At 57.0% G+C, this 24,633-nt stretch carries 22 protein-coding genes and 1 pseudogene; 18 read left to right on the forward strand and 5 right to left on the reverse strand.

Going from position 1 to position 24,633, the window contains the following annotated elements:
* Position 1 precedes the first annotated feature (1 nt).
* A pseudogene (locus AC2YI2_RS30295) lies at positions 2-114 on the forward strand (IS6 family transposase); the annotation flags it as partial.
* 86 nt (positions 115-200) lie between these two features.
* On the opposite strand, the gene AC2YI2_RS30300 reads toward AC2YI2_RS30295, so the two are convergent.
* The 4 genes from AC2YI2_RS30300 to AC2YI2_RS30315 form a co-directional block, all read right to left on the reverse strand.
* A complete protein-coding gene (locus AC2YI2_RS30300) occupies positions 201-851 on the reverse strand; it encodes a GntR family transcriptional regulator (protein WP_487390263.1) in 651 nt (216 codons plus the stop codon).
* Between the two features lie 206 nt (positions 852-1,057).
* Positions 1,058-1,885, reverse strand: coding sequence for an SDR family NAD(P)-dependent oxidoreductase (locus tag AC2YI2_RS30305; RefSeq protein WP_487390264.1), 828 nt, complete (start codon positions 1,883-1,885; stop codon positions 1,058-1,060).
* Positions 1,886-1,915: 30 nt separating this feature from the next.
* The gene (locus AC2YI2_RS30310) at positions 1,916-3,298 is read right to left on the reverse strand and encodes a glutamine synthetase family protein (RefSeq protein WP_487390265.1); all 1,383 of its coding nucleotides are present in this window, start codon (positions 3,296-3,298) and stop codon (positions 1,916-1,918) included.
* Between the two features lies 1 nt (position 3,299).
* Positions 3,300-4,691: a transaminase gene (locus tag AC2YI2_RS30315; protein ID WP_487390266.1), complete on the reverse strand. Its 1,392-nt coding sequence runs from the start codon at positions 4,689-4,691 to the stop codon at positions 3,300-3,302.
* Between the two features lie 678 nt (positions 4,692-5,369).
* Here AC2YI2_RS30315 and AC2YI2_RS30320 point away from each other — a divergent pair.
* The 7 genes from AC2YI2_RS30320 (at position 5,370) to AC2YI2_RS30350 (ending at position 13,911) form a co-directional block, all read left to right on the forward strand.
* Positions 5,370-6,632, forward strand: coding sequence for an ABC transporter substrate-binding protein (locus AC2YI2_RS30320; RefSeq protein WP_487390267.1), 1,263 nt, complete (start codon positions 5,370-5,372; stop codon positions 6,630-6,632).
* A complete protein-coding gene (locus tag AC2YI2_RS30325) occupies positions 6,632-7,570 on the forward strand; it encodes a carbohydrate ABC transporter permease (RefSeq protein WP_487390268.1) in 939 nt (312 codons plus the stop codon). Before AC2YI2_RS30320 ends, AC2YI2_RS30325 begins: the two co-directional genes overlap by 1 nt.
* Positions 7,570-8,388 (forward strand): carbohydrate ABC transporter permease, encoded by an 819-nt coding sequence (locus AC2YI2_RS30330; RefSeq protein WP_487390269.1) that lies wholly within the window; start codon positions 7,570-7,572, stop codon positions 8,386-8,388. Before AC2YI2_RS30325 ends, AC2YI2_RS30330 begins: the two co-directional genes overlap by 1 nt.
* Positions 8,389-8,390: 2 nt before the next feature.
* Positions 8,391-10,430, forward strand: a complete 2,040-nt coding sequence (locus tag AC2YI2_RS30335; protein WP_487390270.1) for an alpha-amylase family protein — start codon at positions 8,391-8,393, stop codon at positions 10,428-10,430.
* A gap of 42 nt (positions 10,431-10,472) precedes the next feature.
* Complete coding sequence (locus AC2YI2_RS30340) at positions 10,473-11,501, forward strand: LacI family DNA-binding transcriptional regulator (RefSeq protein ID WP_487390271.1); 1,029 nt, start codon at positions 10,473-10,475, stop codon at positions 11,499-11,501.
* A 12-nt stretch (positions 11,502-11,513) separates the two neighbouring features.
* Positions 11,514-12,542 carry an ABC transporter ATP-binding protein gene (locus AC2YI2_RS30345; RefSeq protein ID WP_487390272.1) on the forward strand — a complete coding sequence of 343 codons (1,029 nt, stop codon included), beginning with the start codon at positions 11,514-11,516 and terminating at the stop codon, positions 12,540-12,542.
* A gap of 346 nt (positions 12,543-12,888) precedes the next feature.
* The gene (locus tag AC2YI2_RS30350; protein ID WP_487390273.1) at positions 12,889-13,911 is read left to right on the forward strand and encodes a LacI family DNA-binding transcriptional regulator; all 1,023 of its coding nucleotides are present in this window, start codon (positions 12,889-12,891) and stop codon (positions 13,909-13,911) included.
* A 49-nt stretch (positions 13,912-13,960) separates the two neighbouring features.
* Here the strand turns inward: AC2YI2_RS30350 and AC2YI2_RS30355 are convergent, their stop codons facing one another.
* Complete coding sequence (locus AC2YI2_RS30355; protein ID WP_487390274.1) at positions 13,961-14,980, reverse strand: LacI family DNA-binding transcriptional regulator; 1,020 nt, start codon at positions 14,978-14,980, stop codon at positions 13,961-13,963.
* Between the two features lie 223 nt (positions 14,981-15,203).
* Here AC2YI2_RS30355 and AC2YI2_RS30360 point away from each other — a divergent pair, with 223 nt between their 5' ends.
* The 10 genes from AC2YI2_RS30360 (at position 15,204) to AC2YI2_RS30405 (ending at position 24,564) form a co-directional block, all read left to right on the forward strand.
* Positions 15,204-16,247: an ABC transporter substrate-binding protein gene (locus AC2YI2_RS30360; protein ID WP_487390275.1), complete on the forward strand. Its 1,044-nt coding sequence runs from the start codon at positions 15,204-15,206 to the stop codon at positions 16,245-16,247.
* Positions 16,248-16,273: 26 nt separating this feature from the next.
* The gene (locus AC2YI2_RS30365) at positions 16,274-17,323 is read left to right on the forward strand and encodes an ABC transporter ATP-binding protein (protein ID WP_487390276.1); all 1,050 of its coding nucleotides are present in this window, start codon (positions 16,274-16,276) and stop codon (positions 17,321-17,323) included.
* A complete protein-coding gene (locus AC2YI2_RS30370; protein ID WP_487390277.1) occupies positions 17,320-18,189 on the forward strand; it encodes an ABC transporter permease in 870 nt (289 codons plus the stop codon). Before AC2YI2_RS30365 ends, AC2YI2_RS30370 begins: the two co-directional genes overlap by 4 nt.
* Entirely contained in the window at positions 18,182-18,976 is a 795-nt protein-coding gene (locus AC2YI2_RS30375) for an ABC transporter permease (protein WP_487390278.1), read from the forward strand. Before AC2YI2_RS30370 ends, AC2YI2_RS30375 begins: the two co-directional genes overlap by 8 nt.
* Before the next feature lie 14 nt (positions 18,977-18,990).
* A complete protein-coding gene (locus AC2YI2_RS30380; protein ID WP_487390279.1) occupies positions 18,991-19,887 on the forward strand; it encodes a phosphorylase family protein in 897 nt (298 codons plus the stop codon).
* A 159-nt stretch (positions 19,888-20,046) separates the two neighbouring features.
* Entirely contained in the window at positions 20,047-21,180 is a 1,134-nt protein-coding gene (locus tag AC2YI2_RS30385) for an FAD-dependent monooxygenase (RefSeq protein WP_487390280.1), read from the forward strand.
* Complete coding sequence (locus AC2YI2_RS30390; RefSeq protein WP_487390281.1) at positions 21,180-21,974, forward strand: alpha/beta fold hydrolase; 795 nt, start codon at positions 21,180-21,182, stop codon at positions 21,972-21,974. Before AC2YI2_RS30385 ends, AC2YI2_RS30390 begins: the two co-directional genes overlap by 1 nt.
* A 68-nt stretch (positions 21,975-22,042) precedes the next feature.
* Positions 22,043-22,795 carry a maleate cis-trans isomerase family protein gene (locus AC2YI2_RS30395; RefSeq protein WP_487390282.1) on the forward strand — a complete coding sequence of 251 codons (753 nt, stop codon included), beginning with the start codon at positions 22,043-22,045 and terminating at the stop codon, positions 22,793-22,795.
* Positions 22,796-22,805: 10 nt separating this feature from the next.
* Positions 22,806-23,459, forward strand: a complete 654-nt coding sequence (locus AC2YI2_RS30400; protein ID WP_487390283.1) for an N-carbamoylsarcosine amidohydrolase — start codon at positions 22,806-22,808, stop codon at positions 23,457-23,459.
* A gap of 73 nt (positions 23,460-23,532) precedes the next feature.
* A complete protein-coding gene (locus tag AC2YI2_RS30405) occupies positions 23,533-24,564 on the forward strand; it encodes a 2,5-dihydroxypyridine 5,6-dioxygenase NicX family protein (protein WP_487390284.1) in 1,032 nt (343 codons plus the stop codon).
* Positions 24,565-24,633: the final 69 nt, after the last annotated feature.

The following is a 24,633-nucleotide window of genomic DNA, read 5'->3' on the forward strand; positions in this document are numbered from 1 at the left end:
ATTCCGGCTCAAAATGAACATGCCGAAGATGGGCGGCTTTCAATGCTTCAAAACGCTCGACGGACAATCGCGGGCTTCGAACCCATGTTCTGGCTTAGGAAGAGCTTCGGCATTCCGGTTTCCCTTCAGCTCAAGAAAACCTCTCCGCGTCTCCAAAGCAAATCCGGTTCGAACTCTAATCCGCGGCCGCGCGGCCAGTCCTAAAGTGTGTCCTTCCCAAGAGTCTGTTTCAACAGGTGAATGGCGTCAAGAATATCCGCCTTGATCGCCACGCCAACGGCCTCGGGATCTCCTCGGCGAATGGCTTCCAGCGTCATCTGGTGCTTATCGACAATGCTTGTCGTTTCGCTCATCTCATACACTCTACGCATGAACGGACCAAACTGCATCCAAATGCTCTCCAGCAGAGCGACCAGGACCTCAGACCCTCCAGCTCGGTACAACTCGAAGTGAAATTGATAGTTCTCGCGCATGTAGGCGTCTGCATCCTTCGCCCCATAGCTTTGGTTCATGCGTAAATCGCAGGCCTCCATCACCCCAATCGTCTCGGACGTCACATAAGGAAGCGCCCGGCGCGCGCAAAGGGGCTCCAGTTGCAGTCGGGCTTGCATAAGTTCCTCGAAGCGTCGGCTCGTGAGCTCGGGAATGCAGACCCGGCCGTTACGGCGCACCTCCAAAGCGCGCTCGCCGCCGAGCCGAGTAATTGCTTCACGGACAGGCATGAGTCCGACGCCCATACTCTTGCTTAGACCCCGTAGGCTGACGCTCGTGCCGGGAGAGAAGCGGCCGGAAATAAGCTGCTCGCGAAGCGCCTGATAAACCTGTTGCTGTTGGGTCGATAGTTCTCGCATTATGCCACATGCCTTGATACCGCCGCCGCGAGCAGCCTGCTGCGGTATCGCGAAGGCTTGCAGCTATTCTTGGACACAGAACGGTCGATTGCTGGATTTAAGGCGACTTCCTAGCATAATGCAGTGCTCGACAACCAGTGTCTCCGAAGCAATAGCCGTGCAGATACACGAACCGACCACTTGAACTCTCGTGAGATAGTTGGTGTTCAGGGCAATTGGACCTTGCGTTCCTGCAGGACATTGCCGCCATCGACGACCAGCATCGCGCCGTTGACGTAGCTGGCCTCGGCAGACGCCAGGAAGGCGGCGGCTGCCGCGACTTCATCCGGAGTTCCGGCGCGTCCGGGAGGTGTGTGCCGGGCAGCAATTCGCTCGTCCTCGGCCGAGGACCCTGTCTCTATCCAGCCGGGGGCGACTGCATTCACGGTCACTCCGCAACGCGCTACTTCGAGCGCCAGGGCATGGGTGAGCCCCACCATCCCTGCCTTTGCCGCCGAATAGGCTGCCTCTCCTGGATTGGAAACCAGCGGGCCGGTAACAGAGGCAATATTGACGATACGTCCACGCCCCCTTTCAACCATGGACCCCAGAAAGGCGCGCGTGACCAGAAATGCTGTCTTGAGGGTAACGTCTATTCCGATGTCCCAATCGGCTTCACTAAGCGCCAGGAAATCGCGTTGCACGGCTGGCGCCGCCGTGGATCCCATGCCTGCATTGTTGATCAGAACATCGACCGGCCCTACCAATTTCCTCAGGCGCAAGACCTCATCTGCCTTGGTCAGATCTGCGACATGGGATGTTACGTCATAGCCCTGTGCCCGCAGTTCCCGAGCGCGCTGATGAATTCGTTCGCTGGCGCCGGTGATGCAAACGACAAGGCCTTTCTGTGCAAGCTTGCGGGCGATCGCAAAGCCTATGCCGTCGGCCCCTCCCGCTCCGGTAACCAGGGCCGTGCGAAAGTCCCCTTCGCGCGCCGCAGGCTCGCCGCGACCGTTGAGATCGACAATGCTGTCGTCGGCATCAGGTGTGTTCATTACCGGGAATCCTGGTCAATGTCCGCGCCGTCATATGACGTCGCCGTAATAGGCAAACTCTTCGTCTGTCACCTCGGCGGAAAAGAAGCGGTGTTCCACACGCTTCAGCGCAACGAATACCGAGGCCATTCGTTCGCCGAGAGCGTCTTTCAGGAATTCGGATCCAGCAGCCTGGTCGATTGCCTCGCGCCAGTCGCATGGCAGCAACTTTCCAGCATCGTCGCTGTAGGTGGACGATTCTGCGTCTGGCTCGGTCCGGTTTTCGATCCCCTCGTACATTCCGGCAAGCACGGTCGCACCAACCAGATAAGGGTTGGCGTCGACACCGGGGGAACGATGTTCAAGATGGCGGTTGGCTGGGTTGCCTGCTGGCACCCTGATGGCAACGCTCCGGTTGTTGCGCCCCCAGGTCGGAGACGTCGGTGCATAGCTGTTGCGCGAAAAACGACGCCAGGAATTCAGATTGGGCGCAAATGTCAGCATCGAATCCGCCATCGTCTGCTGCAGGCCACCGATGGCGTGGCGCAGCATCGGCGCAAGATCATTCTGCACGTCGGCGAACAGATTGCGACCCGACTCGTCCGCAAGACTGGCGTGAAGATGCATGCCGGAGCCTGACTGATGGGCGAAGGGCTTGGCCATAAAGTTCGCTCGCATTCCGTGTCGGAGCGCCAGACCTCGAACAAGACGCTTGAGCATTACCAGGTCGTCTGCCGCCCTCAGGCCTTGGGCCTGGTGACGCAGAGTGAGTTCATACTGCCCGGGCGCATACTCGGAGATGATGGTTTCAACAGGCAGGTTTTGGATGGCAGCGGCGCGGTAAAGCGCATCGATAAACGGCTCGAACTGATCCAACACGGCCACGCTGTAGACGTGATTTCCCTTTGAGGCTGTTCCCGAGAGAGGCAGGCGTGCCGCCTTAGGTCTTCCAAGGACATCCTTTTCGGCGTCGAGAAGATAGAATTCCAGTTCGAAGGCCAGCACCGGGAACAGTTTTTTCGCTTCAAATCGCTCGATTTGGCGCACGAGAGCCTGCCGGGGATCAGCACTCATGGCAGATCCGTCGAGTTCGTACAGCATGACGCGAACTTCACCGCGTTCGGGGGATGTCCAGGGCAATGTTGTAAGTGAACCGGCGATCGGCCATGCAATTCTGTCAGCGTCTCCATCGTCCCAGGTCAAACCTGTCTCATCGACATCAGCGCCGGTGACATCCAGCCCAAGAATCGAGCCGGGCAAATGGCGGCCGGAGCGGAACAGCGTCAAGAGTTCATGGCGGCGGATAATCTTGCCACGCGCAACGCCATTCGGATCGATGAGCACGAGGTCGAAGGATGAGATGTCCCGGTGTTTCTCCAGGAAGGATTCGGCCTCTTCGATAGGCGCCGCATTGAGTGGACGTGTTCCGGTCATTTCAGGCAGCCTTCGTCATTCGATGTAGGATTTTCTCAAAGCTGGCGACAAGTCCTGCGACATGCTCTTCGCTTGTGGTCGGCGCCACAAGAACCATGTTGTGGAACGGGGTGACCAGATATCCGAGGTTTAGGAATGCTGTATGCAGCGCCTGCTGGATCGTCGGATTGGCTGCAGCGCGAGCTTCAACAGCATTCCGCACCGGATGATCCGCGAACACGACTTCGAGCCGCGCGCCGACCCGGCCAACGTGCCACGGCAATTGGTGTTGTTTGATGGCCGCGGAGAAGCCCATCTCAACCGCATCGGCAAGACGGTTCATTCTATCATGCGCCTCGGCAGTCATGACCTCTTCAAGGCACGCCCTGAGGCAGGCGAGTTGCAAGGCGCTGCCCGAGAGCGTCGTGCCAATGCCTGAATGGCCCGTCCCCGTATTCGCCGCGCGCACGGCGTCAAACCGGTTTGCCACATCGTCAGTCATGCCCCATACCGCAACGGGAATACCACCGCCGACTGGCTTTCCGACAACAAAAATATCTGGATCGAGACCGTGCACTTTCGTATACCCGCCAAATCCGGTCGAAACTGTGTGCGTTTCATCGATGTGAAGTAGCGTCCCGGTGGAGCGTGTCAGATCCCGCAGGGCTTTATGAAACCCGGGAAGCGGAAGAATCATGCCGCAATTGGTCATGACAGGCTCCGCCACCACGCAAGCGATATCGCCACCTTTGAGCGCTGCCTCAAGAGCGGAAACGTCGTTGAACGGAATACAGACCGTCGTCTCGGCCAGATTCACCGCCTGGCCAAGCAGGCCGTCGCGAGCGACCGTCTGCCCGTCGACGAGGTCCACCAGCGTTTCGTCGGCCGCGCCATGATAGCAACCATCGAACACCAGGATTTTCTTGCGACCAGTCACCGCACGCGCAACCCGAAAGGCAAAGCGGTTGGCGTCACTTGCCGTTGTCGTCACCTGCCACATCGACATGCCAAATGTACCGCGCAAAAGGCGGCCAACGGCATCCAGGTCTTTGGAGGGCAACATAGTTGTAAGGCCCAGGGTGCCGGCGCCGGCCAGCGCATTCAGGATCGGCTGCGGCCCGTGCCCGAACATCGCGCCGCTATCTCCCAGGCAAAAATCAATCGCGTGGTTTCCATCGATGTCCCAAACTTCGCTCCCGGCGGCTTTGGAAATCACAACCGGGAACGGCATCGGCCAGTCCCGCATCCAGTATTGCGGAACCTGATTGAAGAATCCCGAGGATGGCGCGGCAAAAATCTCCTGGCTCTGCGGCCGCCGGCTGGTGAAGATCGCAGTTTCTTCGGCAAGAATCCGCCCGGCGGCAGTGAGAATTCGATCGGGTTCCAGTTGTCTGGTGGGTGAGGTGTTTGGCACTGGTCGAAACCTTCCGAAGTGATTAATGTGATCACATTTATGGATCCGATATTTTTGTGTCAACAAGAAAGTATACAAGATACGGAGATATATCCGCGAAATTAGGCATTTTTGTCGTTGCTAATTTGGCTGGCGGCGGGAATATTCGATATTGATGTGATCACGATTGCGGCACTAAGGCGTTCGCTGTGACAGAGTGTGTTTTGATCAGAGCGGCAGATTTTCGGGGAGCTGCAAAGTTGGAATGTCGCACTCCGCGCCTCATGCACGTGATGGAGACATGCAGATGGGATTGAAGGTGGTGTCCGAGCGCCATCTCCGATGAATTGAGGTTTGCCGGATACTGTTGCGGGCGGATGACGATACGCCCTGCCTCGAAACGCTGCCCTTTGAAATCATCCCTCGATTGGCGCGGCATTCAGAATCATTGACACGCTCCACGACTTTGGCTGCGGCAACTTCCTCACCGCCGGTCAAACAGCTCGTTAACAACTAAAATTTGCGACACGGCCCGGCGAACTTCTAGAACAGATCATCGCTAGCGGCTTCGGCCCGATTGCTCGCCCGGCCGGTGAAAATTAAATCACCCGATCCCTTGACTCGTCAACTAAATTGATATCAGTTCATTTTAGTTGACGAGCTCGATTTAGAGTGAGCAACCTCTGGGAGGAGTTACCAATGATCAGGATGTCAATGGCGGCGCTCAGCGCTGCGTGTATGATTGCTTTCGCGCCTATCGCCATGGCGCAGGACGCAAAGGGGAACATCGTATTTCTCGATTGGCTGGGTGGTGGTGAAGGCGAATTGCTGCACAAGTTGGAGGCCGGCTTTGTCGCCCGTAATCCCGGCGTGACCTTCACAAATGTGCCGGTATCTTTTACCGCAGACCCGCGTGGCGGCATTCGCACCGTGCTGGGCGGTGGCGAAGCTGTGGACATCATGCCCAATACATGGCCGGCCTTCCGCGCCGAGCTGGCAGATGCTGGCCTGCTGGTGCCATTGGACGACATGTGGGATGGTCCGATGGGCAAGAACCTATCGCAGGCCTGGCGCAATCTGGGCAGCTACAAAGGCACCAGCTATGGCGTGCCGTGGCGCTACGGCAATCGTTCGGGCCTTTGGTTCCGCACCGATGTGCTCAAGAACAATGGCCTGACCCCTCCGAAGACCTATGAGGAATTCGTGGCCAGCTTTGACGCCCTTAAAGCCGCAGGCATCACCCCGCTGGCCATCCCGGCCAAGGCCTGGGCGCATGGTGAAGTCTTCGAAAACCTATTCGTGCGTATGCATGGTATCGAGGTAGCCCAGCAGCTTGTTGACCATGAAATCCCTTGGACCGATGAGCGTGTCAAGTCGACTCTCCTCAAGCTGGGTGATCTGCTAAAGGCCGGATGTTGTGGCGATGCCGCTGTTATGCTGGGCAGTGAGTGGGACAACTCCGCTGACGATGTGCTCCTCAACGGCAAAGCCGGCTATCTGCTGATCGGCAGCTGGGTGAATACCCGCGCCATTGATGATTACCATCTAAAACCGAATGTTGATTACGCCTCGATCCAGTTTCCTGCCATGGGTCTTGGTTTCGACGATACCGCCATCATCGACACTCGCGAAATGAACGTCATCTCGACCGGGAAAAATCCGGAGGGCGCCAAAGCGTTCATCGAATATATCGCAAGCGCAGAAGGTTCCAACCTTATTGCTAAGGCCGGCCTCACCCCTCCGTCGAGCCTGACCGATCTCTCCCTGCTCGATCCGGTCTCTGCCGGTGTCGCCAAGATCATCGCCGATTCCAAAGTGATCTTCGTGCTGGGGGACCAATTGCCGGGCGACGTGGTGGACGAGTTCCGCGTACAGCTGCAACGTGTGATTCAAGACCCCTCTGAGTCCACGATCGACGCGGCGCTTGTTGCCGTCGAAGCCAAGGCCAAGGAAGCCTACTGATGCCGGCAAGTTTGCCGAAAATGACATTGGTTGCGGGTGAAAGCCCGCAGCCGAACAGGCGGCGCTGGGGTGTCTCCGAACCCGTTGCCGCGCTGATCCTTCTTGCGCCGATGCTCGTGTTTTTCTCCGTATCGGTGGTATATCCGTTCTTCAACACCATCTGGCTCAGCTTTTTCGACGTTCGCGGGCTGGGTGGCGCCAAATGGGCGGGCTTCGGCAATTACGCGCGACTGTTCCACGACCCCAGTTTCCAGTCGGCTATGGCCACCACCTTACAATGGACGCTCGCGACGACATTCCTCTCAGTTGGCATCGGCTGGGGTCTGGCGATCATGTGTTCCATGGCACCGCGCGCCACCGCCGTCTTTCGGATCATGTTCTTCGCAACCTACGGCGTCTCGGAGGTTGTGAGCGGCTTTATCTGGCTTGGCATTCTGCGCTCCGGCGAAGCAGGACTGGTCAATGCCTTGCTCTCCGCATTCGGGTTGGAGACGTTGATGCAGCCCTGGCTCGGCAATCCGCAGACCGCGATCTGGGCGGTAATTTTCGCTTATGCCTGGACTCAGGTCGGCCTGCCGCTGCTCACCTGTTACGCCGCCGTTCGCTCCATTCCAACTTCCATCCTCGAAGCCGCCTATATCGATGGAGCAAAACCTTTGTCGATGATGCGGTACATCATCCTGCCCCTGTCTTTCACAGGCTTGCGCGTAGCACTTTTCATCAATCTGCTCGCAGCGCTGCGCGCCTTCGATATGATCTTCTTGTTGACCGCAGGTGGCCCCGCGCGCGCGACCGAAACTATGGGCTTCTTCATTTATCGTGAAGCCATGACCCAGTTCAAATTGGGTTACGGCGCTGCCGCAACGGTTGTATTGCTGATCTGCGTGTTGCTGGTCTCTGTGCCTGCCATCCTGCAACGTACCCGTGAGGTCCGCTGATGCGCCGCACTCCTTACGCCATCGTACTCGCAGTCGGCATCCTGGCCTTTGTGTGGATCATTCCGTTGATCGGTCTGGTTGCAACCTCGGTTCGACCAACAGCAGAAACCACCAATGGGTGGTGGCGGCTCGATCAGCTCACCATCACCTTTGACGCTTGGCAAAAGGTGTGGACCAGCTTCCCCCTGGGCCAGGCATTCTTCACCACAATGCAACTGACGCTGCTTTCTGTGATTTTGACAATGTTGATGGCGCCGGCGGCGGCTTACGCCTTCCATTTCCTCAGGTTTCGGGGACGGCGCTGGATGCTGGTCATTCTGGTCAATGCCTTCGTTCTTCCCCAGCAGATCGTCATCATCCCCCTGTTCACGCTCTATCGTGACCTCCAGATGATCGACAGTATCTGGGCGGTGATCATTCCCCAGGTCGGCCTCTCCTTTGCTTGGGCGGTATTCCTGGTGAAGACCTTCTTCGATGATTTTCCAAAGGAACTCATCGACGCAGCCAAAGTGGACAATTGCGGGCCACTGCGGACCTATTTTTACGTGGTCCTTCCCAATGCGATCACGCCAATCACCGCGGTCGGCATTCTGCAATTTCTCTGGTGCTGGAATTCGCTGCTCCTCCCGATGCTCTACCTACGCACCCAAGTGCCGCTGACGGTTCTGCTGGCGCAGATCGCGGGGTCCTACGACGCCAATTTCGATCAGCAGGCCGTTGCGGCAATCATCACCCTTTCCGCACCCTTGGTGGTGTTCATCCTGTTCCAGAGATTCTTCGCAATGGGCGCCAAGAATACCTCTGGTGGTAAAGAATAGTCATGACTCAATACCCGCCCCTTCGTCGTCGTCAGATTCATCTTGATTTTCATACCTCTGAACATATCGAAAATGTCGGGCTGCATTTCGATGCCGTCACCTTTGTCGAAACGCTCGAGAAAGCGCATGTGAACTCGATCACTCTGTTCGCCAAGTGCCACCATGGCTGGTCCTATTACCCGACTGAAGCCGGCGAAGCGCATCCGCACCTCAAGCGCCCAAATCTTCTTGGGGAAATGGTCGCAGCCTGCAACGCCGCCGATATCGAGACGCCCATTTATATCTCGGTGCAATGGGACGAGCGTATCGCGCGTGCCCATCCTGAATGGCGTGCCGTCAGTGCGACCAACACGCTGGCCTTTGCCGAGCCGGGAGATGTTTCCGCGCTCAATCAGCTTTCTGCGGCCTGGCATACACTATGTCTTACCAATCGCGGTTATGTGGATGAACTGAAGGAACAATCGCGCGAGGTGCTTGCTTCCTATGATCCGCCAGGCCTGTTTTATGACATCCTGCAGCCACCCGATTGCGTGTGTCGCAATTGCCTCGACCGTCTGAAAACGAGGAGCCGAGATGCGACGAACCTCGCGCATCGCCTGCTGAACGATCATGAGGTGCTGGAAGAATTCCGCAGTGAGATGACGGCATTTGTGCATTCCATTAAGCCGGATACGCGTATCTTCTACAATGCCGGTCACATTCCCAAATATGGCCGTGACAACCTCAAAACCTTTACCCATCTTGAACTGGAAAGCCTGCCCACCGGCGGCTGGGGTTATGACCACTTCCCCTCTTCGGCGCGCTATGCCGATTACCTCGGGATGGATTTTCTTGGACAAACCGGCAAGTTTCACACCTCATGGGGTGATTTCGGCGGCTTCAAGCATCCCGATGCTCTGATTTACGAAACAGCGCAGATGTCGGCTCTGGGGGCAAAGTGTCTGGTCGGCGACCAATTACATCCCAACGGACGGATCAATCCGGATACATATGCATCCATAGCCCCCGCCTATGCCCGCATTGCCGCGTTGGAGTTCTATCTCAACAAATCCAGCTACGTGGCGGAGGTCGGGATTTTGGCGAGCGAATTCTACCACCGGGACAAGGATCAGAAAAACCATGCGGCGGATGACGGGGCGGTTCGCATGCTGCTCGAGATGAAGCTGAACTTCGACATCATCGACGAGAACGCGGATTTTTCGCGCTATTCCCTGCTGATCCTGCCTGACGCCATTCCCGTTCGGCCCAACTTGGAGGCGCAGCTTTCCCAATATCTGGAGCAGGGTGGCAGGCTGCTTCTCTCCGGGCGGTCGGGTCTCGACCCGTATACCGGAAGTTTCGCGCTCGACACCGGCGCAACCTATCGCGGACAGGGAGATTTCAACCCCGTCTTCGTGTCGTCTCCAGGGCTGGCCGATCTGCCGGAAACGCCTTTTGTGGTCTATTCCTGCGCCGAGATCGTCGAGGTGACGACGGCCGAAACCTTGGCCGATCTGCGCAACCCCTATTTCAATCGAACTTTCGCACATTTCTGTTCGCACCAGCATGCGCCTGACGACGCCGACGCAGCCAGTCCAGGCCCGGCAGCGCTGATTAACGGCAGCGTCGGCTATGTGGCTCTTCCCATCTTCACGGCCTATCACGATGCCGGCCAGCCGCTTTATCGACGTCTTGTCGAAGCCCTCATCGACCGGCTGCTCCCGGACAGGTTGATCCGCACCAACCTGCCTTCCTCGGCCCGAGCAAGTCTTTCCCGGGCTGCAGAGGGTTACATGCTGCACCTCCTCTATGGCGCAGCGCAGGTTCGGGGGCGCGCCATCAAGCTTCCGGCTCGCCAGAGCCTGCAACAGATCGAGATGATCGAGGATATCCCCGTTCTGGGCGCGGTCGAAGCCAGCCTCAAGATTCCAGACACCTATCTGGCCTTCGATGCGCTGTCCGGTGAGCAGTTTGAAACACGCGCACAAAACGGCAGGCTGGTTGTGAAAGTGCCATCCCTGCATATTCACAGGGCGATCATCTTGAAGAATAGCGAGGCGTAAGCGCTTTATGTCCGTGAAGATCTTAACCTGCAGGGACCCGCTGTGACCGGAGCATTATTATCAGACCGCAAGGCGACCATTTACGATGTGGCCAAATCGGCCGGCGTCTCCGTGGGTACGGTGTCGCGCTATCTCAACGGCCAGACATTGCGTCAGTCCAATCGTGCGCAGATCGAAAGGGCTATTGAAACGCTGGCATTTCGGCCGAATGTGCTGGCTCAAGGGATAAAACGCGGCGGCTCCCGCGTGATCGGCTTTCTTGTGCGCGAATTCGACGAGTTTCATGGGGAACTCCTCGAACGCCTGTCGCGAGAATTTCAGGCAGCTGGCTATAAGATCATGACCTATTGTCATGACGCGCGGCAGGATGAGGTGATCGAGGCCGTCGAATATTTCGCCGGCCAACAGGTGGATGCCCTCATCTCGGGTGGTGCCCCGGAAACTTCGATGGCGGTATCGCGTCTTCTGGAAACGGGAATTCCTGTCGTCACCTACAACAACGATCTTCTGGGCATGAATGTTGATCGGGTCTTTGTCGAGAACCGGCGCGCCTCGGCCCATGCAGTTTCCCATCTCATTGATCTCGGGCATCGCCGGATAGCCCACATCGCCGGTCAACAGCTGGAGTCCACCGGGGTTGCCCGTCGCGACGGATATCTGGATGCTTTGAACGAGCGTGACCTGCCGATAGACGAGAACCTGATTGAATATGGCAATTGGCACATTGATGGGGGTTATGCTGCCATCACCCGGTTGATGGCGCTGCCCGAACCTCCCACGGCCGTTTTCTCAGCCAATTACCGCATGACGTCGGGCGTGCTCGAATGTGTACGCGAAAACGGTTGGAGGGTGCCTGACAGCTTTTCGCTGGTCAGCTTCGACGATACCGAGCTTTTCCGCCTCTATGGCGATGGCGTCTCCGCCATCGCCCAACCCACGGAACAGATTGCCAGGAGCATCGTTGAGCGCGTTCTTGCGCGCCTTAGTGGCGCCGATGTTCCAGCTACAACCACTAGAACGATCCAATGCAATCTGATTCTGCGTGGCTCGACTCGTCCGCCGACACGATAATCCGAGAGCGAAATGGCCAAAGTAAAACTCGAAAACATCACAAAATCCTATGGTCACGCACAGGTCATCCATGGCATCGACCTCGAAATCGACAACGGAGAATTCGTCGTTTTCGTCGGCCCCTCCGGCTGCGGAAAATCTACCTTGCTGCGCATGATCGCCGGACTCGAAGAGATCAGCGGCGGCAACCTTGTGATCGGTGATCGGTGCGCAAATGATCAGACTCCGACTGAGCGCGGCATTTCCATGGTATTCCAGAACTACGCGCTCTACCCTCACATGACGGTAGAACAGAATATTGGCTTCGGCCTCAAGATGGCCGGCTATTCAAAGGCGGCTGTGAAAGCCAAGGTCGACGAGGCCGCCAGCGCCCTGCGACTAAACGACTATCTGCATCGCAAGCCTTCGGCCCTGTCCGGTGGCCAACGCCAGCGGGTTGCCATTGGTCGAGCCATTGTGCGCGAGCCCCAAGTGTTTTTGTTCGACGAACCGTTGTCGAATCTCGATGCCGAATTGCGCGTCTCCATGCGCATCGAGATCGCCCGGTTGCACGATATGCTCAAGAATACGATGATTTACGTCACCCACGACCAGATAGAAGCCATGACTCTGGCGGACCGTATCGTGGTGCTCAATTCCGGACGAATCGAGCAGGTCGGCACGCCGCAGGAGCTTTACGAGACACCCGCCAATCTCTTCGTCGCCGGCTTTATCGGCAGCCCATCCATGAACTTGATCAAGGCCGAGCGCGCGCCGAAAAGTCTTGCTGCGACGATCAAAGCCGCTGGAGCGACCCAGCTCGGCATTCGGCCGGAACACATCATGATCGGTGATGACACAGCAGAAACAGCGATGAAGGTGGACGCGGTCGAATACCTGGGAGGCACCTGCTATGTCTATGGCACCTTGGGCGATGCTCAGATTATCGTGGAAATGCGTGATGGCACGCTGCCAAAGTCCAGCGAAATGGTGCCTTTGCACTTTCCGGCAGGGCGGGTTCATCTTTTCGCAGCGGATGGCCGCCGGATTGACCCTCACTGAATTTTCCCAAAACTAACTCATGCGGCAACCGTCAACTCTGCGGCTCAGCAAAGCGCGGATCGCAGCTGATCTGCCATTGAGAATTTCCCCCAGAATTGATTAGAGTCCGGCCCTTGAGGACGGACGAATGAAGAAGCAGAGATTTACGAACCAATTTAACTACCAAGCGACATCAGTTTTCTCTGCATGACGATTTTGGGCATGAATGCCTCGTTTCTATGATTTGTAACGTTACGAATGCGCCATAGCAGCAAATCTTCAAGCGATTTCTTTGGCAGGCGCTGCCTTCCTTGCCTTGCGGAAAATGCCGACCTACAAGGAAGGAGGTAAGATGAGCAGAGGCGACATGACGGCAAAGGCAAGGCCCAACCTGCGGAGGCTTGCTGACGAGCTCGGTCTCTCGGTGACTACGGTGGCGCGGGCGCTCAAGGACGGGCCGGAGGTTCATCCTGACACTATCATGCGCGTCAAGATGGCGGCGGAGGCGGCCGGGTACGTTCCAAACTTACACGGGCGGGCGCTGCGTACTGGTTCGACTCGCAACCTGACCGCAATCCTGCCGATGGAAACGAGAGACCATCTCTCCGACATCGCCAAGCTTCCCCTGATGGAGGGAATGACGTTGGCGGCGAGGCAGCTCGCCTATACGCTAACTATCTTTTCGACCGCGCCTGAAGAGAGCCCACACGAGAGCCTCGATCAGGTTCTCCGCTCGGTCGCGGCCGACGGAGTCATTATCACTCGTATGCTGACAGAGGACCCTTGTATTCCCTACCTGCTTGAGCGAGGCGTTCCGTTCATCGCATTCGGGCGCAGCAATCTCGACCGGGACTACGCCTATGTCGACATCGACAATGAACGCATCGCCTATGAAGCGACGTCTCTCCTGATCGAACGCGGGCGCCGCCGCATCGCGCTTCAGTTGCTGATCCGCGAAGATCAATACAATTCCATGAGGCTGACGGGCTATTGCGCCGCAATCGAAGATCACGGGATAGTCCTCGACCCCGACCTGATCGGGCAGGAAGATTTCACCATGGATGCCAGTGAGCGGTGGATCGAGCGGCTGCTCGATATCGCCGATCCGCCGACCGGGATCGTCTGCGCTAACGAATTGGGCTTGTTAGGAGCGCTCAGGGCCTTGCACAAGCGCGGGCTCGCGGCCGGCATCGACGTCAGCATCGCGACCCGAGACAACACCCGAATTGCTCGCTATCTCTCTACACCGCTCGTGACCCATTCAGTGGACATGGTCAACGTCGGCCGCGCCTTGGTTGAGGGGTTGGTCCGCCAAATCGAACATCCTAATGCCCCACTGGCACAGGAAGTATTCGCCGGCGAAATGTCGGTGATCGACGACGAACAATAGCCGGATCTTGGGTTCGCTTCCCATCACATTGCAATGCGCCGCACGGGTATCAAAGGCCTCCAATTAGCGACATTTCGGCTACGAATATCTTTCGTTCAACAGGTGCATCCGGATGTTCGATCTGATTGACGAGGCCTTCAACTAGAGCCCGGCCAACGCTAACCATGTCAACCGTATGCGTCACAAGTGGAGCCCACAAGTGGCCCGCGATCCGAGTGTTGTCGCGCGTCGCGATGCTGAAGTCGTAGCTGGTCGTGAGCCCGCGACGACGCAGGGCACTAAGCGCTCCGAGCAGTCCCAATTCGTTGGCGCATACAAGTCCAGTTGGTGGATCTAACCTGTCGAACAGTCGCCCGACCCAGCGCTCACTGGCATCCATGGTGAAATCGTCATGCCCGATCAGGTCAGGGTCGAGCGTAAGTCCGTGATCTCGGAACGCTCGACAATAACCATCTAAGCGCATCGCGCTATATTGATCCTCTGGGATCAGCAATTGAAGCGCGATGCGCCGGCATCCACGGGCGATCAGGGCCGATGTCGCTTCATAGGCGATGCGTTCATTGTCGATATCGACATACGCGTATTCATGGTGGAGACGAGTTCGTCCAAAAGCGATGAATGGAACACGGCGCTCGAGCAAATAGGGTATTCGGGGATCTTCCGCTAGCATGCGCGTAATGATCACGCCATCCGACGCGCCGGAGTGGAGAACCAAGTCGAGGCTATCCTGTGGGCTTTCTTCCGGGGTGGTTGAAAAGACGGTCAGCGTGTAGCCACGTTCCCTCGCAGCAACAGTCATACCCTCCATCAGGGGAAGCTTTGCAATGTCGGCTAAATATTCCCGCGTTTCCATGGGCAGGATCGCTATTAAGTTGCGCGTCGAGCCTGTGCGCAACGCTCTTCCATGAAGATTCGGCACGTAGCCCGCTGCCTCGGCAGCCGCCTTGACTCGCCTAATAGTGTCTGGATGGACATCCTCCCGGTCTTTTAGCGCCCGCGACACGGTCGTCATTGAGAGGCCGAGTTCGTCCGCGAGCCACCGGAGGTTCGGCCTTCTCTTTTCCGTCATAGCAACCTCTGATCCTTCTCCAATTTTCTAGCCCTTGTAAGTCTATGCTTCAGTTTAGGCAAGGAAGCTCACTCTGAAACAAAACGCTTGACAGTCCAAAATATTTCCGCATCTTAACGTTAAGGTCAAAATCTTAACGTTAAGATTGATGTCAAAACGTTGTGTTTTGGGCGAAGGATGACGCTGAGACCGTCAAACAGAGGCGAACTGAGGAGAAAGCCCAATGATGCACATTTTTCGTTTTTCCATTGCGACGATAGCGCTTGTCGCTGCCCTCCCTGCGCTTGCGCAAGACGTGACCATCACCACGGCCGGTGGCGAATATGGCGACGCTATCAAGAAGGCGATGTGGGAGCCCGCGGCCAAAGAACTGGGACTTAACGTTCGGGAGGAAACTCAGAGCGATGGCCTTGCCGCACTCAAGATGCAAGTTACTTCCGGTGCGGTGACGACGGATGTCATCCATCTCGGATCTCCTGAAGGAGCGCAGGCTGCCGAACAGGGTCTGTTGGAGCCGCTTGACTACACCATCATCGACCCCAAATCGCTTCCGCCAGGTGCCGAGTCTAAGTTTTGCTTTCCGTTTAGCTCCTACGGTACTGTGATGGCCTGGAATACAAAGGCGATCGGCTCTAATCCGCCAGCCAGCTGGGCGGATTTCTGGAATGCTGAGAAATATCCCGGCAAGCGCGCGCTTCGTGCCAACGCGCAAGATCTGCTTGAAATCGCACTTCTCTCCGAGGGGGTCGTTCCGGCAGATATTTACAAGGAACTCAGCGCGCCCGGTGGCTTGGACCGGGCCATCGCACGCTTGGAGGCGCTCAAGCCCAATGTCGCGGTATGGTGGACGTCAGGCGCGCAATCTGCCCAGCTCCTAAAGGACGGTGAGGCAGACTTAGTCGTTACCTGGAACGGACGTGCAGAAAGCGTGAAGGCTGACGGCGGTCCCGCGGATTACAAGTTCCAGGGTTCGGTGATCGGCACGGACTGCCTGGCAGTCCCTAAGGGTGCGCAGAACCGCGAAGCAGCGATGAAGCTAATTGCGGCGATGACAAAGCCGGAACGTGAAGCCAAGCTCACTGACTTCGTCGCCTTCGGCCCCGTCAACCCGAAAGCCTACGAACTAGGTCTTATCTCGGACGAAAAGCTAAAGCAGCTCGCCACCGCACCGGGCAATGTCGATGGCTCAGTTTTCTCCAACGCGGAATGGTGGGTCAAGAACGGAGAGACGGCGCAGCGCGCTTTCGACGAGATGATGAGCCGTTGAGCCTTTGAGCCTTTGAGGAGTTAAAGATGTCGCCCGCCTCACTCCCAATTTCGATCACAGACCTCCGGAAATCCTACGGCAACTATGTCGCTCTTGACGATGTAACGTTGGATATCGCCGCAGGGGAGTTTCTCACACTGCTGGGTCCATCGGGGTCTGGCAAGACGACCCTGCTGATGGCGCTTGCGGGTTTTGTGAGGCCGGAAAGAGGCGCGCTGCTGGTCGGCGGGCGGGATGTGACCCGCCTGCCGCCCAACAAACGGGATATAGGCGTCGTATTCCAAAACTACGCTTTGTTTCCACATATGAGTGTCTGGGAAAACGTTGAGTACCCCTTGAGATTGCGGGGCGTTACCAAGGCGCAGGCACGCGAGCGGGCTGAGGCAGCCCTTCGCCGCATGGAACTGTCGGGTTTCGGAGCGCGTGATATCGCCGCGCTCTCCGGGGGGCAGAGACAGCGCGTCGCGCTCGCCCGCGCAATTGTCTTCGAACCGCGCGTTATGTTGATGGATGAACCGCTCTCGGCGCTCGACAAGAACCTGCGCGAACAAATGCAGTTCGAAATTCGGAAACTTCATGACGATCTCGGCGTCACGACGATTTACGTGACACATGACCAGCGCGAAGCGCTGACCATGTCGGATCGTATTGCAGTCATGAATGCCGGCCGCATTCAGCATATCGATGCCCCGCAAGAGATCTATCGGCGGCCGAAAAATCGCTTCGTTGCAAATTTCATGGGTGAGGCCAACATTTTTCCGGTCGCCACGCTCCAGGGTCCGGGCGCCGGCCGCCTGCCACGAGAAAAGCTCGCGATGATCCGCGCCGAGAACTTCGAGCTTGATCCGGCCAGTCTCGGAGATGATCGGGTCGAGGTGACCGGACGTCTCGTCTCAAAGGCATTCCGCGGTGAGAACTGGCTTTTGAACCTCGAGACGGTCGATGGACATCAGCTGATGCTGAGCATGACGGCGAACCGAGCCGCTGCTTGCGGCGATTTCAAGATCGGGGATGAGTTACGCGCTTATGCGTCTTGCACTCACGTCCACGTTTTAGAAGAGGCTCGCACCCAATGAGCGATCCGAGCCTTCTGCGCGAACAACGACGGGAACGCATGTTCTTTCTGAGCCTCGCCGCGCCGGCGATAATCCTTGTGGGCGTGGCGGCCATGGTCCCCATCCTCTGGATACTCCGTCAGTCCTTTCTGACGTTGGCGGGCGAGGCAACGCTTGGCAACTATGAAAAGATCCTCTCGAGCGGGCTCACTTGGTCGTCGCTCGTCGTGACCCTAGAACTGTCGCTGTCGACCCTCGCACTTTGTATGGTTCTAGGAATCCCCCTTGCGCTTGCGCTCGCCAGCGCAAGTCGACGCGTAGCAAACCTCGCGCTTATCCTGATCATGTTGCCCCTTTGGACCTCCATCCTTGTGCGGACTTACGGATGGCTCGTGCTGCTGAGGAAAGACGGACTGGTGAACACCACTCTGGCGTCGCTCGGACTGACTGATCAACCTTTGCCACTTGTATACAACTTTACCGGTGCGCTAATCGGCATGACGCATTACATGCTGCCTCTTTTCGTGCTGCCGGTCTACGCGGCGATGCGAGACATCGATGGCAACCTCGTCCGCGCCGCCGCAAGCCTGGGTGCCGGATTCTGGCGTTGCGTTGCGACCATCATATTGCGCCTCGCATTCAGCGGAATTGCGTCCGGCTCCATGATCGTCTTCATCTACACACTGGGCTTTTTTATTACGCCAGCGGTGCTTGGTGGTGGCAAGGTCAATCCCATCGCCATCCGCATAGAACGGACGTTGTCGACATTCCAGGATTGGGGAAGCGCGAGCGCCCTCGGAATGCTGCTTCTGATTATGGTCCTGATCGCCGGCTCCATGTTTTTCGCGATCCGCCGGCTTTCGGGCGAAAGGATCCGACATGCTTGACGCTTATCATGACAGCCGACTCTCTCGCGCGCTGATCTGGACTATTGCCAGCATCGTGCTCATGTTTCTCATGCTGCCGACATTGATCGTCGTGCCCCTCTCTTTTTCTGCATCCGACCTGCTGGAATTTCCGCCAAAGGAATGGTCGCTGCGGTGGTACGAGACCTTCTTTGCTTCGGCCGCCTGGATGGCGGCGCTCAAAACCAGTCTCATGCTGGGCGCACTTACCGCAGTGATCGCCGTTCCGGTCGCCTTCCTGGCCTCAATCGCCATCAACAGGTTAGGATTTCCATTAGCCGGCGGAGTTTATGCCTTTCTTCTCACACCATCTGTGACACCCGGCATCCTGCTCGCGATCGGGCTTTTCGTTGTGCTGGCAAAATTGGGTCTGATCGGATCTTTCATCGGCGTACTTGCAGGACATGTGACCCTCGCTATCCCGGTGGCCGTCGTGGTCCTGCTACCGGCGGTCAACCGCTTCGATTGGCAGCAAGCACAAGCAGCCCGCAGTCTGGGCGCGGCTTGGTCAGGCGTAATCGGCAGGATCATTGCGCCACAACTATCGCTAAGCCTCGTGGCCGCTGGACTCATGGCCTTTCTCAGCTCTCTTGACGAGGCGGTGATCTCCATCTTCGTCGCCAACGGACCGAACACGACACTGCCCAAACTGATGTTCATCTCCCTGAGAGATCAGATCGATCCCACAATCGCCGCTATCTCGACGCTCTGGACGCTCTTCGTGGGGGTGGTTGTCCTGACCCTCAATATGCGTACGACCAATGCCTGAATGTGAACCCCGAAATGCCTGACAAACTGAATATTGCTGCAATCCCGTCCGTCCGCACCGCGGTGATAACCGGTTCGGCCAACTGGGGCCTCGCTTTTCCCGAGGACGTTGGCATGCCTGGCGTCCGCGTGCTGGCGCGCGACCTTGTATTTGACACACCTTATGGCCGCTCCGAAAACTGGAAGCTGCTCGAGTTCGACTCCTCGTTGACTGCCGAAGGGCGGGCGAAGCAGGTTCTCTGCATGTATTCGCATGGAAACCCTCGCGACCACATAGACCATTCGTGTCATCGGCGCGCCTTCTGGGTCCTTATGCAAGCCGGAGTACGCCGCGTGCTGTCGTGTTCGACGATCGGTGCCGTCAACAAGGCCATTCAGCCTGGAGACATGGTGATCAACGCCGACATCATCGAAATGACGCAGACACCTTTCTCATTGCTGGAGGGTCGGCAACACTTCGATTGCTCAGGCAAGCAACTCGTTTGTGCCCGTTGCGCATCGCTGCTCGATCAAACCGCGCGCCTGCACTGGCCTGCCTCGCGCCGCATCCACGGCGTTGAACTCGGCCTTGTCGTCGCCCACGCGTATGGGCCGCGGCTGACAAGCCCTGCCGAGGCCATCGCATTTCGCTCTATGGGAGCCGACGTCGTCAATCATTCAATCGCGCCAGAGGCCACCCTATCTCGAGAAATCGGTGCGTGTTTCACGCCGTGCGCTTTCGTCACCGCAGGCTTCAACGACTACATGGATCGAAGTCGTGGGCAGCTTCTCCAAGACGATGTTCTACCAAGTTTGTCAATGATCGCTTCGCGTGTTGCCTTGGAGACCATTGCTCATTTTCCTGAGGACGAAGACTGCGCCTGCCACGCGCTGAAGTCGCCTCAGCCGGAGGATCGTTACGTCCGTTTCTGACTAAAGGCAATTTGGATTCACCAATGGCAGGAAGATGCAAGTGGGGCGGCAGACTGCAGAAATATCTGTCGGCGACCGTTGATGGTTGCTGGGCTTCGGGTTTGTGAAGCGCCTGTCGCAAGGAAGATGATTCTGAATTGAAACGAGGGAGATAAGCTATTGTCTAAGTCGCAGCCCAAGATTGCAATTATCGGTGCCGGACTAGGAGGGGCTGCGGCTGGAGCGTTGCTGCAACGCGCGGGCTTTCAGGTTGATATTTTTGAGCAAGCGCCACTGTTCGCGAGAATTGGTGCCGGGATTCATATGGGTCCTAATATACTCAAAATATTTGAGAGGATCGGTATCGCCGAGAGCCTAGAGAAGATCAGCAGCAAGCCTACACACTGGTTCAGTCGAGATGGTCATACGGGGGAATACCTTTCACGAATTCCTTTGACTGGGTACGGCGCGACCTACTGCACGGTTCATCGCGGCGACCTGCATGCACTTCAGATATCGGCGATCGAGCCAGGAACGCTTCACTTCGCAAAGCGCCTGATGGCTCTAGAGGACTCCGGGAGTGGCGTAGCGTTGCAATTCGAGGACGGGACCCGTGCGACTGCCGATATTGTTGTTGGGGCCGATGGCATCAATTCTAGGGTCCGTGAAGTACTGCTAGGACCGGAAAAGCCACACTATAGCGGGTGGGTAGCGCATCGCGCGCTGATATCCGGCGAAAAACTGAGGAAATACAATCTGGAATTTGAAGACTGTGTGAAGTGGTGGGGCCCAGACCGCCACATGATGGTGTACTATTCAACTGCCGACCGCGATGAATACTATTATGTCACAGGTGTTCCCCACCCTGCATGGGAGTTTGATGGCGCCTTCACGGATAGCTCCCGTGAAGAAATGGCTGCTACGTTTGAGGGTTACCACCCGGTCATTCAAGCGCTCATTGAAAGCACAGATACGGTCACCAAATGGCCCTTGTTCAACCGCCATCCGTTACCTCTTTGGAGCGAGGGCCGGCTCGTATTGCTCGGCGACGCGTGCCATCCAATGAAGCCGCACATGGCACAAGGTGCAGCGATGGCCATTGAGGATGCAGCAGTTCTCACTCGCTGCCTTGAGAAGACTGGAATTCATGAATACCGCGCAGCGTTCTCGCTCTACGAATCTGTGAGGCGCGCACGCGCTACGACCGTTCAATCCGTGTCGAATGCCAATACGTTTCTTCGCCACCAGGAAGATGCGTCTTGGGTTTACGGATACGACGTCTATGCGGAGACTATGAAAGCGGAGTCGGCCTAATGTCGTCACGTTTTCTTTACGGCGCAAATGTTCCAGCCAACGGAATCCGACAACATTATCTTCGGTATGGAGGTGAAGGTAATCCCGTCATCGTTATCCCGGGCATCACCAGTCCTGCAATAACATGGGGTTTCGTCGCAGAGCGCCTTTCTAAAGATCACGATGTTTTCGTCCTTGACGTACGAGGCCGAGGGCTGTCGTCCAGTGGACCAGAGCTGGCATATGATCTCGATTCAATGGCTGAAGATGTCTGTGCATTCGCGAAAGCGCTTCGACTAGATCGTCCACGATTGTTGGGCCACTCGATGGGAGCGCGGGTCGCCATCCGTGCCGGCAGAGATAGTTCCGATTTCTCTCGCATTGCGCTGGTTGATCCTCCGGTCTCCGGTCCTGGCAGACGACCGTATCCGAGCAAACTTTCCTGGTACGTGGACTCGATCCGGATGGCACAGCGCGGGATGGACGCGGAGGCTATGCGCGCGTTTTGCCCGACCTGGTCTGACGAGCAACTTAGTTTGCGGGCGGAATGGCTGCATACGTGCTTTGAACCTGCAATCGTCGCCGCCTATCACGGATTTCACGACGACGATATCTTCCCCGATCTTCCAAAGCTTGTCGCGCCCGTGAGGTTGATTGTGGCCGGAAAGGGCGGCGTAATCGAGCCGGAAGAGCTATTCTTGATCCACGAGCTCAATGCGGCAATCGAGATCGTCAAAGTTCCGAATGCTGGGCACATGATTCCTTGGGATGACTGCGACGGATTCTTCAATTCATTGGGAAATTTTTTCGCCTGATAAATACGCCGGAACGCTTTCCAGGCGAAAATCACACGCGCTGGGCTCTTGGATGGAAGGAAACGCCGATGACCAAATTATATCGCGTCGGGCAAATAGTACCGAGTTCCAATACGACGATGGAGACCGAAATCCCTGCCATGCTCGCGTTGCGTCAAACGATCAGGCCCGAACGTTTTACTTTCCACTCGAGCCGCATGCGGATGAAAACGGTCCAGAAGGAAGAGCTGGCGGCTATGGATGCCGAATCTGATCGCTGCGCCATCGAGCTGTCGGATGCTCGCGTGGATGTCCTTGGATATGCCTGCCTCGTCGCAATCATGGCAATGGGTTTGGGATACCATAGAAAGTCTGAGGAGCGGCTCAAAAATCGCACTATCGAAAACGGCGAAAACATCCCTGTAGTGACTAGCGCAGGGGCCCTGATCGAGGGACTTAAGGTCATGAAGGCGCGCCGCCTGGCCGTTGTCGCTCCGTATATGAGGCCACTCACCGAGTTGGTAGTGAATTACATCCGCGAAGAAGGGTTTGACGTGCACGACTGGCGTGCGCTCGAAATCCCCGATAACCTGGATGTCGCACGCCACAATCCCGAAAACCTGCCAGAAATCGTGCAGTCCATGGATTTGACCGGGATTGACGTAATCGTGCTTTCAGCTTGCGTCCAGATGCCGTCACTTCCAGTGATTTCGAAGGTTGAAGCGCTCACAGGAAAACCCGTCGTAACCGCTGCAGTTGCGACGACCTACTGCATGTTGAAAACGCTTGGCCTCGAACCAATCGTACCGGGTGCCGGCGCTCTGCTGTCCGGCGCGTACTGAGGACCCGACGATGGACCTCATTAGCAACTATCAAGGGGTCTGGGGCGGCCGGACAGGCTTCGGGCGGCAACCTGCTGTCGTCGCTGTCGATTTCCTGAAAGCATACACTACGCCAGGCGCAGCGCTTTACGCGCCTGGGGTCGTCGATGCAGTGAGTGCGACGCCGGCATTGCTCAGCGCTGCTCGAGAAAACGGAATCCCCGTCATTCATACCCGGATCCTGTATTTTGCTGAGAACTGTGCCGATGGTGGCGCATGGGTGAAAAAAGCACCTGTGATGAAGGCGATGGTCTTGGGGAACGAACTCGCTGAGTTTTGCGAGGAGGTGCTGCCAGCTCACGGCGAACTCGTCATCGTAAAGCAATACGCGAGCGCATTCTTCGGCACCACCTTGTCGTCATACCTTCGCGCGTTTGGGGTCGACACCGTCGTTCTCGCTGGATGCTCAACCAGTGGATGCATACGCGCAACGGCAGTTGACGCTGTACAGCACGGGTTTCAGACCATCGTGGTGCGCGATTGCGTCGGAGACCGCCACCCCGAACCCCACCAGGCAAACCTCTTCGATATCGATAGCAAATATGGTGACGTCGTTTCAGTTGAGGAAGCGATTTCAGCCTTCGCGGCAGTGGGCGGGGAGGGGAGGGGTTTAATCGCTGAATAACAGGGCGATCACCTCAAGGCGTCCGACATCTAACAGTCAAGTGAATTCGAGAGTCACTCAGGAGGGTTCCAGCATGGACCACACTAGCTTCACAGAAATATGCCTGCATCAACTAAAGATGTCGGGTGTGCGGGAGGGCGAAAAACTTATCGTCCTCACCCAAGGAAACGAGCGGCTCGACTACGCCGATGCTTTTCTGGCGGCCGGTCAGCGCCTGGGTGCGAAGATGTATCATATGCGCTTGCCTGCTCCCCTGCCGACAGGCGGCTGGAACGTCGGTCTGACGGGACTTGCGGCGATGCCCGAAGCGGTCGAGGCACTCAAAAACTGCGATATGTTGATTGACTGCATCTTCCTGCTTTTCTCGCCGGAGCAGATGGCGATCCAAGCCGCCGGTACCCGAATACTGACCGCAGTCGAACCACCGGAACTCCTGGCCCGATTGCGTCCTTACCAGGAGTTGCGTGAGAAGGTTGAAATTGCTGGAGAAATTCTGGGCAGGGCCAAAGTCATGCGGATCACATCTCCTCATGGGACCGACGTCACATACAAGCTCAATACGTATCCCGCGGTGACCGAATATGCGTGCACGGATGAGCCTGGCCGATGGGACCACTGGCCCTCCGGCTTCGTCTTTACGGGCGGAGATGACGACGGAGTCGACGGGCAGATCGTCGTTTCATCAGGCGACATTCTTCTTCCACACAATATCTATGTTCGCGATCCAATTACCTACACGATCAAGAATGGCTGGATACAGGACATTAGAGGTGGCCTCGATGCTGACCTTGTTAAAGGCTACATGGAAAGCTTCAATGACCCACGTGGCTTGGGTATGAGTCACGTCGGTTGGGGCATGAACCCCCAGGCAAAATGGCATCGGATGGTGCCTGGCGAATTCCCCGGCGGAATGGGCATGGAGCCGCGAAGTTTCTACGGAAACGTCATGTTTTCGACAGGCCCGAATAACGAGCTGGGCGGTCCGAACGACACTGCATGCCATTTGGATATCCCGATGCGCAACTGCTCGCTGTACTTGGATGATGAGCCGGTCGTCATCAATGGCGATATTGTTGTCAAAGAAATTCAACTCGCTCGCGCATGAAGTCCGGCATTCCAAGCGGGGGCAGGCACATGGCGTCGCCTTGGGTCTCGCACTTAACGAGGTTTCGCG

The organism is Rhizobium sp. SRI_017 (genome assembly GCF_057586295.1).

What these genes read in the sequence shown, in the direction of transcription:
- AC2YI2_RS30320 (WP_487390267.1), top strand. Translation starts at nt 5,370, where the DNA reads ATGATCAGGATGTCAATGGCGGCGCTCAGCGCTGCGTGTATGATTGCT.
- AC2YI2_RS30370 (WP_487390277.1), top strand. Translation starts at nt 17,320, where the DNA reads ATGAGCGATCCGAGCCTTCTGCGCGAACAACGACGGGAACGCATGTTC.
- AC2YI2_RS30355 (WP_487390274.1), bottom strand. Translation starts at nt 14,980, where the DNA reads ATGACGGAAAAGAGAAGGCCGAACCTCCGGTGGCTCGCGGACGAACTC.
- AC2YI2_RS30365 (WP_487390276.1), top strand. Translation starts at nt 16,274, where the DNA reads ATGTCGCCCGCCTCACTCCCAATTTCGATCACAGACCTCCGGAAATCC.
- AC2YI2_RS30400 (WP_487390283.1), top strand. Translation starts at nt 22,806, where the DNA reads ATGGACCTCATTAGCAACTATCAAGGGGTCTGGGGCGGCCGGACAGGC.
- AC2YI2_RS30305 (WP_487390264.1), bottom strand. Translation starts at nt 1,885, where the DNA reads ATGAACACACCTGATGCCGACGACAGCATTGTCGATCTCAACGGTCGC.
- AC2YI2_RS30380 (WP_487390279.1), top strand. Translation starts at nt 18,991, where the DNA reads ATGCCTGACAAACTGAATATTGCTGCAATCCCGTCCGTCCGCACCGCG.
- AC2YI2_RS30310 (WP_487390265.1), bottom strand. Translation starts at nt 3,298, where the DNA reads ATGACCGGAACACGTCCACTCAATGCGGCGCCTATCGAAGAGGCCGAA.
- AC2YI2_RS30375 (WP_487390278.1), top strand. Translation starts at nt 18,182, where the DNA reads ATGCTTGACGCTTATCATGACAGCCGACTCTCTCGCGCGCTGATCTGG.
- AC2YI2_RS30405 (WP_487390284.1), top strand. Translation starts at nt 23,533, where the DNA reads ATGGACCACACTAGCTTCACAGAAATATGCCTGCATCAACTAAAGATG.
- AC2YI2_RS30330 (WP_487390269.1), top strand. Translation starts at nt 7,570, where the DNA reads ATGCGCCGCACTCCTTACGCCATCGTACTCGCAGTCGGCATCCTGGCC.
- AC2YI2_RS30395 (WP_487390282.1), top strand. Translation starts at nt 22,043, where the DNA reads ATGACCAAATTATATCGCGTCGGGCAAATAGTACCGAGTTCCAATACG.
- AC2YI2_RS30325 (WP_487390268.1), top strand. Translation starts at nt 6,632, where the DNA reads ATGCCGGCAAGTTTGCCGAAAATGACATTGGTTGCGGGTGAAAGCCCG.
- AC2YI2_RS30345 (WP_487390272.1), top strand. Translation starts at nt 11,514, where the DNA reads ATGGCCAAAGTAAAACTCGAAAACATCACAAAATCCTATGGTCACGCA.
- AC2YI2_RS30335 (WP_487390270.1), top strand. Translation starts at nt 8,391, where the DNA reads ATGACTCAATACCCGCCCCTTCGTCGTCGTCAGATTCATCTTGATTTT.
- AC2YI2_RS30390 (WP_487390281.1), top strand. Translation starts at nt 21,180, where the DNA reads ATGTCGTCACGTTTTCTTTACGGCGCAAATGTTCCAGCCAACGGAATC.
- AC2YI2_RS30300 (WP_487390263.1), bottom strand. Translation starts at nt 851, where the DNA reads ATGCGAGAACTATCGACCCAACAGCAACAGGTTTATCAGGCGCTTCGC.
- AC2YI2_RS30360 (WP_487390275.1), top strand. Translation starts at nt 15,204, where the DNA reads ATGATGCACATTTTTCGTTTTTCCATTGCGACGATAGCGCTTGTCGCT.
- AC2YI2_RS30350 (WP_487390273.1), top strand. Translation starts at nt 12,889, where the DNA reads ATGACGGCAAAGGCAAGGCCCAACCTGCGGAGGCTTGCTGACGAGCTC.